Origin of the sequence: Flavobacterium sp. LHD-85, assembly GCF_030929595.1 — a bacterium.
In the GTDB taxonomy this organism is placed as follows: Bacteria; Bacteroidota; Bacteroidia; order Flavobacteriales; family Flavobacteriaceae; genus Flavobacterium.
In genome coordinates, this window is record NZ_JAVFVR010000009.1 from 152,853 (window position 1) to 166,452 (window position 13,600).

At 31.2% G+C, this 13,600-nt stretch carries 10 protein-coding genes and 3 tRNA genes; 6 read left to right on the forward strand and 7 right to left on the reverse strand.

Annotation, left to right across the window (positions count from 1 at the left end; all coding sequences use genetic code 11):
* Positions 1–31 precede the first annotated feature (31 nt).
* Together RB618_RS15940 and RB618_RS15945 are read left to right on the forward strand one after the other, a co-directional pair.
* Complete coding sequence (locus RB618_RS15940; RefSeq protein WP_308069647.1) at positions 32–544, forward strand: hypothetical protein; 513 nt, start codon at positions 32–34, stop codon at positions 542–544.
* Positions 541–1,467: a DUF2268 domain-containing putative Zn-dependent protease gene (locus RB618_RS15945; protein WP_308069648.1), complete on the forward strand. Its 927-nt coding sequence runs from the start codon at positions 541–543 to the stop codon at positions 1,465–1,467. The genes RB618_RS15940 and RB618_RS15945 overlap by 4 nt, the downstream gene beginning before the upstream one ends.
* Before the next feature lie 460 nt (positions 1,468–1,927).
* Here the strand turns inward: RB618_RS15945 and RB618_RS15950 are convergent, their stop codons facing one another.
* A complete protein-coding gene (locus tag RB618_RS15950) occupies positions 1,928–2,509 on the reverse strand; it encodes a sigma-70 family RNA polymerase sigma factor (protein ID WP_308069649.1) in 582 nt (193 codons plus the stop codon).
* Between the two features lie 247 nt (positions 2,510–2,756).
* Here RB618_RS15950 and RB618_RS15955 point away from each other — a divergent pair, with 247 nt between their 5' ends.
* Positions 2,757–3,440 (forward strand): hypothetical protein, encoded by a 684-nt coding sequence (locus RB618_RS15955; protein WP_308069650.1) that lies wholly within the window; start codon positions 2,757–2,759, stop codon positions 3,438–3,440.
* Between the two features lie 52 nt (positions 3,441–3,492).
* Here RB618_RS15955 and lepB read toward each other — a convergent pair whose 3' ends face one another.
* The 5 genes from lepB to RB618_RS15980 all read right to left on the reverse strand — a co-directional run bounded on the left by lepB (position 3,493) and on the right by RB618_RS15980 (position 6,928).
* Positions 3,493–5,100: a signal peptidase I gene (gene lepB / locus RB618_RS15960; RefSeq protein ID WP_308069651.1), complete on the reverse strand. Its 1,608-nt coding sequence runs from the start codon at positions 5,098–5,100 to the stop codon at positions 3,493–3,495.
* 243 nt (positions 5,101–5,343) lie between these two features.
* Positions 5,344–5,424: transfer RNA gene (locus RB618_RS15965), tRNA-Tyr, on the reverse strand.
* Between the two features lie 80 nt (positions 5,425–5,504).
* A tRNA-Val gene (locus RB618_RS15970) sits at positions 5,505–5,579 on the reverse strand.
* Positions 5,580–5,670: 91 nt separating this feature from the next.
* A tRNA-Val gene (locus tag RB618_RS15975) sits at positions 5,671–5,745 on the reverse strand.
* 232 nt (positions 5,746–5,977) lie between these two features.
* Entirely contained in the window at positions 5,978–6,928 is a 951-nt protein-coding gene (locus RB618_RS15980; RefSeq protein ID WP_308069652.1) for a hypothetical protein, read from the reverse strand.
* A gap of 449 nt (positions 6,929–7,377) precedes the next feature.
* Here RB618_RS15980 and RB618_RS15985 point away from each other — a divergent pair, with 449 nt between their 5' ends.
* Positions 7,378–9,168 carry an ABC transporter transmembrane domain-containing protein gene (locus tag RB618_RS15985; RefSeq protein ID WP_308069653.1) on the forward strand — a complete coding sequence of 597 codons (1,791 nt, stop codon included), beginning with the start codon at positions 7,378–7,380 and terminating at the stop codon, positions 9,166–9,168.
* A gap of 152 nt (positions 9,169–9,320) precedes the next feature.
* Here RB618_RS15985 and RB618_RS15990 read toward each other — a convergent pair whose 3' ends face one another.
* A complete protein-coding gene (locus RB618_RS15990) occupies positions 9,321–10,490 on the reverse strand; it encodes a proline dehydrogenase family protein (protein WP_308069654.1) in 1,170 nt (389 codons plus the stop codon).
* Between the two features lie 246 nt (positions 10,491–10,736).
* Between RB618_RS15990 and aroB the strand changes: the two genes are divergently transcribed.
* Both aroB and RB618_RS16000 read left to right on the forward strand, forming a co-directional pair.
* Positions 10,737–11,804: a 3-dehydroquinate synthase gene (gene aroB / locus RB618_RS15995; RefSeq protein ID WP_308069655.1), complete on the forward strand. Its 1,068-nt coding sequence runs from the start codon at positions 10,737–10,739 to the stop codon at positions 11,802–11,804.
* A 303-nt stretch (positions 11,805–12,107) separates the two neighbouring features.
* The gene (locus RB618_RS16000; RefSeq protein WP_308069656.1) at positions 12,108–13,511 is read left to right on the forward strand and encodes an arginine decarboxylase; all 1,404 of its coding nucleotides are present in this window, start codon (positions 12,108–12,110) and stop codon (positions 13,509–13,511) included.
* Positions 13,512–13,600 lie beyond the last annotated feature (89 nt).

Consider the following 13,600-nt stretch of genomic DNA (forward strand, 5'->3'; position numbering starts at 1 on the left):
ATATTAGCCTAGTATATAAAAAAGTAGAGTAATGTCTGGGACAATTATTGAAAATTTAAAAATTTTATCAGAAAATTTCAAACTCAGTTTTGATACTTTTTCACACTCAGTCATTTTTGTAAACGAAGTAAACAAAATTAGAATTCAGAATGAAAATGAATCGAGTTTTAGAATAACTTATAATTTGCATTTCGCTGAAAAAACGGTTTTAGTATCAGACGAAGTGATTTATCATTTCTGCTTGAATCTCTTTAAAAGAAAAAATGATACTATTGAAGTACTTTTTAGTGCTCACAAACCAATTGAAATTGATGAATGGTTTAAAATTGATGAAGAAAATTCTTTAGATATAATTACTGCTATTCAAAATGAACTAAAGTATAATTATAAACTAAAATATCTGTTTTTAGAAAGTGAGCGATTTGAAATAACTTACTTTAATAGTTTATTAATTATAGAAGATAAACAGGAAGAATATTTTTCTAATGTTTTTAATTTTAGAAATAGTTGTGAAAAACTTGGTAATTTAAAACAAACAATATGAAGCAAAAGCTTGTCATTCTTATCCTAATTTTTATTCAAAATATAGTCTTTGCACAAAGCAATTTCTCGGAGAATCCGTTAGATGCAGTTTTTGAAACAAAAGATTCAAAAAACTTTTGGGATGCTTTTGATAAAATGGAAAAATCCAAAGGAAATCCTTTCACCGAATATATGGAGAAAGGTTCGCCAGGTGTTAAAGCATTTACTGAGAATAGAATAATAAATGCTGATTCACTTTATATTGTTGTAAAGAAAAGAAAAGCAGATTATGAACTTTCAAGAAATGTTTTAAACGGCATTTCTACGAAAGAAAAAAGAATTAGGGCAATTTATAGTGCACTGAAGTATTGGTACCCCAAGGCTAAATTTCCTCCTATTTACTTTGTTTACGGAAGATTTAATTCAGGTGGAACTTCCGCACCAGAGGGAATTGTTATAGGAACAGAAAAACTTCAAAATCTAGACGGAATTTCGGGTTTAATTGCACACGAACTTATACATTATCAGCAAAACATAACTGGTAAAGACATGCTCTTAAAATGGTGTTTGATGGAAGGTGGTGCAGATTTTATTGGTGAACTTGTTTCAGGGGAATTAATAAATAAGGTTGAATATAAGTATGGAGAAGAAAACCAAGATAAATTATGTCGAGAATTTGTGACTAGATTAAAAAAAACAGATTATCAAGACTGGTTGTACGGAACCTCTAAGAAAGACGACAGACCAAATGATTTAGGATATTGGATAGGGTATAAAATAACTGAATCTTATTTTAATAAGCAAAAAGACAAACAAAAGGCAATAGAAGAAATATTGAATATTAAAGACCCAATGGAGTTTTTAAAACAAAGTGGCTTTTTAGATGTTTATATCCAAGAATATTTGAAAGCTATAAAAGAAAATTATGGTGAATTTTATAAATAATAGAATTTATAAAAGTAAATCTCTAAGGATTTATATTCCACAACTAATTTTTGCGAATATATTTTTGTGTGACATTTTAGCTTTCAAATATTCTAAAGCATCCATTCGAGAAAGCCGTTAGTAGGAAATTTAAAAACAGCATATTTTCTCAAGTTTTTTGAGACTTCCTATTTCAGCTTGAATATCTCACCTAAACAAAATAAATTAAAGAATCAGCTTGTATTTTAAGTATTTCCACGTTTATAAATTGTAAAAGTATTTCGCTTTATCGTTAAAGTTTTGATCTTAAAATTTCAGACTTAACCTTTACCTATTTTTTGTTTTTTTTAGGCTATGTTTAAAGATGAACAATTTAGTTTTTCCGAAGATATCCACTATATTTAGTTGATTTATAACAAAAAGAGACCTCAAAAGCCTCTTTTCTGTTTATAGCATTTAATATTCTGATACGAAATGTTTTTTATGTCAATGAAATATTATTTCTTTCGATAATTTTTCGCAAATTATTCAATGCATAGCGCATTCTTCCCAATGCGGTATTTATACTAATTTCTTTCTCCTCAGCTATTTCTTTAAAACTCATATTGCAATATATTCGCATTATCAATATTTCTTTTTGGTCATAAGCAAGCTCTTCTATAAGTTCTTTAAGATCAATTTGAAGCTGATCTATGATTATTCTGTTTTCAATATTTGGAGAATTATCAGATAGAATAGAAAAAATGGAAAACTCATCATTGTTTCTTTGTATTGGCATTCGTTTTATTTTACGAAAATGATCCATAATCAAATTGTGAGAAATTCTCATAACCCAAGAAACAAATTTGTCTTCTTCCTTATAAGAGTTGTTTTTGAGTGTCTTAATTACTTTAACAAACGTATCTTGAAAAATATCGTTTGCAATATCTGTATCCTTAATCTTTGAGTATATAAAACCATATATGCGAGATTTATGTCTGTTGATTAATTTTGAGAGTGCTTCTTCGTTACCTTCTATGTAGTTTTTTATTAATAGAGAATCAGATATAGTCAATTCGGTCATAACAATATTTTTTTAATTTATTGGAGTTACAAAATTAAAAATGAATTGAATGTATCTTTTTGCTTATTAAGACTTTAAAGTATCAAAATAGGGTCTTTTTTATGCTTTTAGCTTTCTTCAAAATCATAAGCTTAACATTTCTAACTGTTTTTGCTATAGAAGATTTCGTTTATATTAAAAAGGTTAATGTATTGAGCTTAAATATTTTTTAAATTGCTTATAGATATTAATTTATTATTTACAGAAAATGATGAATAAAACAACAACAATATTAGTATTAATAACTATGATTTTCTTATCCTGTAAGCAAGGCAGTGAATCAGGGCCGAAAAGTATTTCAAATACGGAAAAAACCATCGAAAAGAACAAAAAATCAGCTAACAGTAACGACAAAAGCATTTATACTAAATATGAATATACTGATTCTAACGGCAAAAGCTTAATAGTGCAAAATAGTCTCCCAAAAGGCGGAATAAAATATATTGACCCTAAAGGGAACGAATACGTTTATGCTGTGTTTTGGACTCGAATAATCAATGAAACAGATGATTCAGTTGAATTGAAACTTAAATTTCCCTTAGATTCTTATGAAATTCCAGGTTTGCCAGGGAAATATTACAAAACATTAATTCCGCCCGACACGATGACTATTCAAAAAATACCTTTGTTTAATTATGGATTGAAAAACCTAGAGCCTTTTTATGATAAAAATATTGATAAACCATCTTCATTAAAAAAAATTATTAAACCAAAAGAATCGACTGGATTTTATGTTGTTACGTTTCGTTTGATTGGAGGAGATAAATATGATGTCTTACGAACAGAACTTAGTTTAAAAGGGAAAAATCTTTTTTATAAAATAAGAGATAAAGAAATTTTGTGTGGAAGTATAAACTACACTCCTTATAAGATTAAGAAGTGTAGTAAATGATTGTCTACACATTTTTTTAAGATCTAATAACTTTTTCTAGTATTTAAAAGATCTATTCTTTTCTTCTGTTCCTAATTAATTTGTTTATACCAACACCAATAATTGCTAATATCAAGAAATGTATTAAACAAGATTTAGGTTTATCATCGCCATTAACAAAAGAAAAAACTCGATTCCATCTTATTTTATTAAAGCCTTTACCATCCTTCTCCAAGCTCAACCATATAAAAACGGGCTTGCCAACTACATGATCAAAAGGAACATATCCCCAAAACCTTGCGTCTAAAGAATTATGACGGTTGTCTCCCATCATCCAATAATAGTCTTGCTTAAAAGTATAAGTGTCGCTTATTTTACCATTTATTAGAATATTATTATCGTTGATTTTTAAAGTATTATGTTCGTATTCCTCGATAATTCGTTTATAAAAAGGAAGTGATTTGAAATCTAATTTAATAGTTGCCCCCTTTTTAGGGATGTAGATAGGTCCAAAATTATCAATGTTCCAGCCTAATGATGAAATGTGAGGAAATACATTTCCATCTTCTCCTTTTGGTGTCAATTGTTTTTTAACACTTTTTACAACAGGATTGCTAGCTAATAATTTCGCTTCCTTATCTGTTAATGTTAAAAAATATTCTCCTGAATTAGTTAGTGCAAAATAGCCATTATCATATTTTAATCCTTCTCTGGCCCCATATATAGACCTAAGTTCGTCTTGGCTTATAGCCTGTCCTTTAGTATCAATTAAAAAGTTATATTGAGCTTTTGCACTTTTTGGTAGCACCGATAATTTACCGTTAATATAAATATTTCCATCACGAATTTCTAAAGAGTCCCCAGCTATTCCAACACATCTCTTAACTAAGTTTGTTTTTTTATCAATAGGTTTGTAATAGTTTCGATCTGGATTAAAATTATCCATATTTCGCAAAGTATCTGCGGGTTGATTAAAAACCACAATTTCATTACGTTTGATTTCTTCGAGTGCAGGAAATCTAAAATATGGCAATTGAAACATGTTTAGTAATGAAGTTTCCTTTTTAGTAAAATCATCATTAAATAAATAAGATTTTAAACCAACACTAGGAATAGAATCATGTACCATAGGTAATGCAATTGAAGTCATAGGTGCTCGTGCTCCAAAATTAATTTTGCTCACAAACAAAAAATCTCCAGTATATAATGTTTTTTCTAATGATGATGATGGAATTGTAAAGGGTTGAATAATGTATGTATGAACCAATGTGGCAACGATAATTGCAAATACAAGAGATCCTATGGTGTCTTCTGTTTTAGATTTTGGTCTTAAATCTCTGTTTTCAACATAAGATATATCTTTTGAAATGTAGTTTAAAAAAGCAATATAGAAGCCAAATGTTACTAAAACCAACAGAGTGTCTTTTGTGGAGTTTTTCCCAAAACTTCTAATGAATTCAATCCAAACTACGGGAATCATTAATAGATTAATTATCGGGATAAAAAGCAATAAAACCCACCAAAGAGGACGTTTTACAATTTTCATCATTACAACCAAATTATAAATTGGAATAAATGACTCTATGGGTTTTCTTCCCGCTTTTATATAAAGTTTCCAAGTAGAAAATCCATGGATAATTTGAACAATCAGGATAAAAATGAGCCATTGCGATAAATTCATGCTTCTGTAGTTTTATTATTTTGTTTCTTTAATCTAAATCTATAATTGATTTAGTATATGTATCATTTTGTTCAATTTGTTACATAATAATAAAACAAGTAGTGCTAAAATTGAAATCTATTTGCGATAGCATTTACGACTATAGAATCAACAATGTTGCTTAATTGAATTGAATTTGAATAAAAATTTACAAAAGAAAAAAGCCTGTAAGTCTTTCGATTTACAGGCTTTTTGTTTCTTTCGTGGGGAGAGCAGGATTCGAACCTGCGAAGTTCACACAGCAGATTTACAGTCTGCCCTCGTTGGCCGCTTGAGTATCTCCCCAAAAACTGAGTGTAAATTATAATTTATTACATTCAGGAAATTAAAAAAAAAAAAAATCCTTAATTGCTTAAGGAGTTTTGTGGGCGATGAGGGGTTCGAACCCCCGACCCCCTCGGTGTAAACGAGGTGCTCTGAACCAGCTGAGCTAATCGCCCTATTTTATTAGGTTGCTATCGTTTCTGATAGCGAGTGCAAATATACATCTAGATTTTATATTTGCAAGTGTTTTTTTTATAAAAAACTTTGTGGGCGATGAGGGGTTCGAACCCCCGACCCCCTCGGTGTAAACGAGGTGCTCTGAACCAGCTGAGCTAATCGCCCTATTTTACTAGGTTGCTATCGTTTGTGATTGCGAGTGCAAATATACGGCTAGATTTTGCATTTGCAAGCTTTTTCAATTAAAAAAAAATGAAATATTTTTTACTTTGTTGTTTATCAAACTTCTAAAAGTTAGTTAAAAAGTTTGAACCCTCAACAGATCTTTGTTTTCACTAGTTTATTTTTTTTCCGATGGTTATTATCTCATCATATCTAATGAATTCAAGAAAAAACATTATAGATACTCAGAAATATCAATCCAAGCAATACAGCTATGAGTATATCCAGAAGGTACCGCACTAAAAATGAGGCGTCTGCCATCAGGAAAAAATTTAGGATGCTGTGAATTGAGATTTCCTGTTGGATCCGTCAGACAAATAGAACCATTTTCAGGCTTATTAAAATTATACAGATAGAGAGCGTAACAGCCATCTCGATTACTCTCAAAAGCAATATAGTTTCCGTCTGGGGAAACGGCAGGCGCTCGTCCTTGAAAAGATTTATCGAAAGAAATTAAATTTGCTGAACTTTCCATGGGTACAGATACAAATCCTTCTTCTGTTTCAATATTAATAAAAATATAGTTTTTATTCTGATTATAATGGGGATCGTCTACAAATGGAGGCTGTCCAGCAAATGCTATTGATGTTACATTGTTTGGGGAAACCGCAGGCATACCACCGAACATTTTATTGCCATTGGTATCTATACCGTTCATATTATCGATAATAATAGTTCCGTTAAGACTAAATAATGTACTCATGGGTTGTGTAGGCTGCTTTAGATTCATGACAACTAAACCTTCAAATGGCAGATTAATGTCCCATTGCGGATAAATACAGTCATTTGTATTTTCAATCTGTTTTAGGTTATTTCCATTAGCATCAACTGTCCAAACAGATATTTTGTTTTCATATGCTAAATTTAAAGCTATATTATCACCAGTCCAAGCAGGTCTAGTTTGTTGAAGAGAATCGCAATCGCTAAGAAAAAGATGTGGAGAAGGCATATTTAAATCATCAACAATAAATAGCTTAGTGGTCAACGTTCTCATTTCAGGATTGTATGAGGTTCGTTCAAACACTATAGCATTTCCGTCTGGACCAATTGCTGGACGATAATCATTATAAAAGTTATTTATACTTCCCTTAAATGTAATCCAGTTTGGTTTCAGATAATTGCCCATAATTTGATTCGTTTTATAGATTAAATAATAAGCTTCCATCCTGATTACTGCTTAAAGTTTTCCAGTTGACTGAATGAAAGTTATAGAATTTGTAAAATAGAAATGCTTTGTATTCGGTTCAAAATAGTCTACGAACTATTATATTTGAGATTAGGCTAATACAAGTTTTAAAAGAAAAGTTATAAAGTACTCAAAACTAGCGTTTTTTTAATCTAAAACTATGCGTAAATATACTTGATTTTAATAAACACAGGCAAAAGCATGCGGTTAGATTTTACATCTGTAAGCCTTAGAAAAACAAGCATACTTTTCGAACCTGATAAAATAAGACTCTTTTACTCTTTTCTTATAATTTCGTTAAAAAGTCAAATTGAGAGCTCTAATTCTTAATATTCCTTTGTAGTAATTCGACTTAGTCATACATTTGCATACCTTAATTGTATATTCAAATGGCAAGATTCCAAGAAAATGATTTACCGAAAGCTAAATTAAACTCTAACTCCCTTCAAAAAGCTCTCCGAATTTTTAAATACGCTAAAAACCACAAATGGAAATTCTTCCTAGGTTTGATTTTTCTCTTTTTAACAAGCGCCACTGCCCTAGCTTTTCCTAAACTAATGGGAATGCTTGTAGATTGCGTTACCAATAAAAACCTTTCTAGAGCAAATGAAATTGCTTTAGGTTTAATAGCAATTCTTGGGCTTCAGGCAATTTTTTCTTTCTTCAGAATTTCATTATTTGTGAATTTTACAGAAAACTCGCTATCGAACATTCGTTTTGCTTTATACGAGAATCTGATAAAGTTGCCAATGTCTTTTTATTCTCAAAAACGTGTTGGAGAACTAAATAGTAGAATCAGTGCTGATATTTCGCAGTTGCAAGATACTTTCAGTACAACAATTGCAGAGTTTTTACGTCAGTTTATTTTAATTATTGGAGGTTTTGTAATCTTAGGAAGCATTAGTCCAAAATTAACCTTAATGATGCTGGCAATTGTGCCTGTGGTGGCGGTTGCAGCTGTAATCTTTGGAAGATTTATTCGGAAATACGGAAAAAAAACGCAAGATAAAGTTGCCGAAAGTCAAGTTATCGTTGAAGAAACTTTACAAGGAATTAGCAATGTTAAGGCATTTGCTAACGAATGGTATGAAATTCAGCGTTATAAAAATAAAATCAGAGAAATTGTAAAGATTGCTATTAAAGGTGGTCAATACAGAGGTTATTTTGCTTCGTTCATTATCCTTTGTCTTTTCGGATGTGTTGTTGCTGTAGTTTGGTACGGAATCACCTTAACAATTAAAGGAGAAGTTGAAGGTGTTGGAGATTTAATTTCGTTTGTCTTATACACTACTTTTATCGGCGCGTCTTTTGGTGGAATTGCCGAAATGTATGCCCAGATTCAAAAAGCAGTTGGTGCAACAGAACGTGTTTTCGAATTATTAGAAGAAACCCCTGAAGAAATCAATGCCAAACCAAGGCTTACTGCTGTTGAGAAAATAAAAGGAAATGTAGTTTTCAACAATGTTGCTTTTAGCTATCCTTCGAGAAAAGAGGTTCAAGTTTTAAAAGACGTTAATTTCAATGCAGAATTCGGTCAGAAAATAGCGATCGTTGGACCAAGTGGCGCTGGAAAATCTACTATTTCTTCTCTTCTATTACGTTTTTACGACATTACTTCTGGAGAGATTTTAGTTGACGGGAAAAATATCCACGACTACGATTTAGAAGATCTACGCGGAAATATGAGTATCGTCCCTCAAGACGTAATTTTATTTGGTGGAACCATTAGAGAAAATATTGCCTATGGAAATCCAAACGCTTCAGAAGAAGAAATTATAGCAGCTGCAAAACAAGCCAATGCGTTCAATTTTGTTGATGGTTTCCCTGAGAAATTTGAAACTTTGGTTGGAGAACGAGGTGTTAAACTTTCTGGAGGACAGCGCCAGCGTATTGCTATTGCGAGAGCGTTGCTTAAAAATCCAAGTATTTTAATTCTAGATGAAGCAACATCGTCTTTGGATAGCGAAAGCGAAAAATTAGTTCAAGAAGCCCTAGAAGTCTTAATGGAAGGAAGAACAAGCATTATTATTGCGCACCGTCTTTCAACAATTAGAAATGCAGACAAAATCCTAGTTTTAGATAACGGAAAAATCTCTGAAGAAGGAACGCATCAAGAATTGATAAACTTAGAAAACGGAATTTATAAGAATTTAAGCAACTTGCAGTTTAGTAACTCTTAATTTTAAATTCCAAATTCCAATAAAAAACTCCGTTTGTATTGCAAACGGAGTTTTTTATATTATTTAAAGTAAATCCGACGGGTTTTAAAAGCCAGTCAGATTTATAAATGTTTTGGAATTTGGAATTTAAAAAATTGGAATTTATAATTAATTTATTTCCCTTTTCTACGTTTACGTTCTGCTTTAATCATAGATAATTCACGGCTTGTTTGACCTGCTACAGAAGTATTTTCTTCTGCACGACGAATCAAATATGGCATAACATCTTTTACAGGTCCGAATGGCAAGTATTTGGCAACATTATAACCGTTTTGAGCTAAGTTATAGCTAATATTATCACTCATTCCATATAATTGGCCGAACCAGATTCTAGAATCGTTTTTAGCAATTCCTTTCTGAGCCATCATTTCCATTAATTTATAAGAACTTAATTCGTTGTGAGTTCCAGCAAAAATGGCCATTTTATCAATATGCTCTAACATATATTGTACAGCATTATCATAATTTACATCAGTTGCTTCTTTAGAAACACAGATTGGAGAAACATACCCTTTTTCTTCGGCTCTTTTGTTTTCTTTTTCCATATAAGCACCGCGAACTAATTTCATTCCGATATAAAAACCTTCAGTTTTAGCCACTTCATGAAGTTTTTTAAGATAATCTAAACGATCCCAGCGGTACATTTGCAAAGTGTTAAATACAATTGCTTTTTCTTTATTGTATTTACGCATCATTTCTGTTACCAGATCATCGGCAGCGTCTTGCATCCAGCTTTCTTCACCATCAATTAATAAAGCAACATCTTTTTTATGCGCTTCACTGCATATTTTATCAAAACGGGCTACTACTCTATCCCATTCTGCTTGTTCAGCTGGGTTTAAAGTTTGTTTCTCTCCTAATTTTTCATACAATTCAAAACGTCCTAAACCTGTTGGTTTAAATACAGCAAACGGGATCGCTAAACGTTCCTTAGCAAAATCTACTGTTCTTAAAGTCATTTCTAAAGCAGCGTCAAATTGCTCCTCTTCTTCTTTTCCTTCAACTGAATAGTCTAAAACAGAAGAAACTCCTTTTGTAAACATTTTGTCGACTACAGAAAGACAGTCATTCTCGTTTACACCACCGCAAAAATGGTCAAAAACAGTTGCTCTAATTAATCCTTCTACTGGTAAATGAGCTTTAATTGCAAAATTAGTTACAGCAGTCCCAATTCTTACTAAAGGCTCGCTGTCAATCATTTTGAAAAGAAAATAAGCTCTATCAAGTTCCGTGTCACTCTTTAGTGAAAATGCAACCTGTGTGTTATCGAATATCTTTTCCATTAAAATTTATTTTTTATGCAAATATAGAGAGTGTTTTGAATATTTTTCACTAAACGGTATCATATTTTTCAATATTCTTAACAAGAACATCGCAATTGTTAATTTATGATGTAAATATTTATTTCTTGAAGAGTTTTATTTTAAATTTAAAGATGCAAACCTACATTTTAAACAAATTAGCGATAAAGTTTGAATATATTTTAGTTTAAAATGCCTTATTTTGTGCTTTCAATTAACTAAAGAATTATGCAATCTATTCAAGCCAATAATTATCTCGTACATTTTAATGAGAATGCTTACGAAGCTTTAAATAAACATTTAAGAGAAAGTAAATATTCTAATATATTTATAATTGTTGATGATCAGACCAATGAGTATTGTTTATCTAAATTTATTCCTCTTCTAGAAACCGATTTAGCAATCGAAATCATTGAATTTGAAGCTGGAGAAGCAAATAAAAATATCGAAACTTGTATTGAGATCTGGAATATTTTGACAGAACTTGGGGCAGATAGAAAATCACTTATCATTAATTTAGGAGGAGGCGTTGTAACCGACTTAGGAGGTTTTGTCGCTTCTACGTTTAAAAGAGGTGTAGATTTTATCAATATCCCTACTACTCTATTATCTATGGTTGATGCTTCTGTAGGAGGAAAAACAGGTGTCGATTTAGGAAATCTTAAAAATCAGATTGGTGTTATTAATGTACCGCAAATGGTATTAATTGATACGCAATACTTAGAAACATTACCTCAAAGCGAAATGCGTTCTGGATTGGCAGAAATGCTAAAACATGGTTTAATATATGACGCACCTTACTGGAGACAATTTTCAGATTTAAAATCAATTGTTTTTGACGAATTAGATCAATTGATTTATCGTTCTGTTGAAATTAAGAATGAAATCGTTATTCAGGACCCAACGGAGAAAAACATTCGTAAAGCCTTAAATTTTGGGCATACTTTAGGACATGCTATTGAAGGGTATTTCTTGGAAAGCGAAGAAAAAACCACTTTGCTGCATGGTGAAGCAATCGCGGTTGGAATGATTTTAGAAAGCTACATTTCGCTTCAAAAGGGATTAATTTCTGCAGAAGAATATAGAGAAATCAAAGCCGTAATAAAAGATATTTATGATGATGTGATTTTTGAAGAAAATGACATTGATCCGATCTTAGAATTGTTAATTCACGACAAAAAAAATGAATACGGTTTAATTCAATTTGCATTAATTGAAGGAATCGGAAAAATTAAAATTAACCAATCCGTTGAAAATAAATTGATTCTAGAAGCGTTTGAGGATTATAAATCTTAAACTTTTTTTAATCAAAAGCATTGCATTTGGTATATATTATTTTTTACATTTGCGCCATGAAAACAAAGAATCAGCAAAGGCACTTCAGCTCTTACAGAAACAGACTCAACAGTTCTTTATTAAGAATGTTGAACCGTTTCTATAATAGTAAAAGCCCTTTCTGTTTTGATGTTTTCCAATGTACAAAAGCAGAGCATGAAAAACTGCCTATTATATTTGCCAATATTAGAGTTTGAATTTAAGATTAAGTCCCCAAAAGCCTAAATTAAATTATAATTACAATCTCTAAACATTGACAAATAAATGAATACAAAATATTCTGATCTAATAAACCAAACATACTACTTTCCGCAAGAGGAATTTAAACTAAACAAAGACAACCTTCAGTTTCATAATATCGATTTGATGAAATTGGTTGAGCAATATGGTACGCCATTAAAGTTTACTTACCTTCCTCAGATTTCTGAAAACATCAATAAAGCAAAAGCATGGTTCAGAAAATCAATGGAAAAGAATAAATACGACGCTAAATATTACTATTGCTATTGTACAAAAAGCTCTCATTTTGAATACATTATGAACGAAGCTTTCAAGAATAACATTCACATTGAGACTTCATCTGCTTTTGATGTTAATATTGTGGAGAATTTATTGGAAAATGGAAAAATCAACAAAAGTACGTATGTAATCTGTAACGGTTTTAAAAGAGACGAATACATTACTAACATTGGTAGATTAATCAACAACGGACATAAAAATACTATTCCGATTATTGATAACTACGAAGAGTTAGATTTGCTTCAAGCAGAAATTAAAGGAAAGTTCAAAATCGGAATCCGTATTGCTGCTGAAGAAGAACCTAAATTTGAGTTTTATACTTCAAGATTAGGTATTGGTTACAAGAACATAGTTTCTTTCTATAAAAAACAAATTCAGGAGAATGATAAATTAGAGCTGAAAATGCTTCACTTCTTTATCAATACTGGAATTAACGATACATCATATTATTGGAATGAGCTTGTAAAATGTATTAAAGTATACATTGCTCTTAAGAAAGAGTGCCCTACTCTAGACGGTCTGAACATCGGTGGTGGTTTCCCAATTAAGAATTCACTTGCCTTTGAATATGATTATCAATATATGATTGATGAAATTATCAATCAGATTAAAATTGCTTGTGATGAAGCTGAAGTTGATGTTCCAAATATTTTTACGGAATTTGGATCATTTACTGTAGGTGAAAGCGGTGGTGCAATCTATCAGATTTTGTATCAAAAACAACAAAATGATAGAGAAAAATGGAATATGATCGACTCATCTTTCATTACCACTTTACCAGACACTTGGGCTATAAATAAACGTTTTATCATGCTGGCTATCAACCGCTGGAATGATACATACGAGCGGGTTCTGTTAGGAGGTCTTACTTGTGATAGTGACGACTATTACAATTCTGAGCAAAACATGAACGCCATTTATCTGCCTAAGTACAACAAAGAGAAGCCTTTGTATATTGGTTTCTTTAATACTGGCGCTTATCAAGAAACAATTGGAGGATACGGCGGTTTGCACCACTGTTTGATTCCGCAGCCAAAACATATCTTAATTGATCGTGATGAAAATGGAATTCTGGCAACCGAAGTGTTCTCAGAACAACAGACTTCAGACGATGTTTTAAAGATTCTAGGCTACAAAAAAAAGGTGTAAAAAAAACGGCAGATTAAGTTATAGTTTTTCTTAAAAAATTCTTAATTTGCATTAACATCCAAAAAGGTTAAACTTTTTAATTCAAAAAA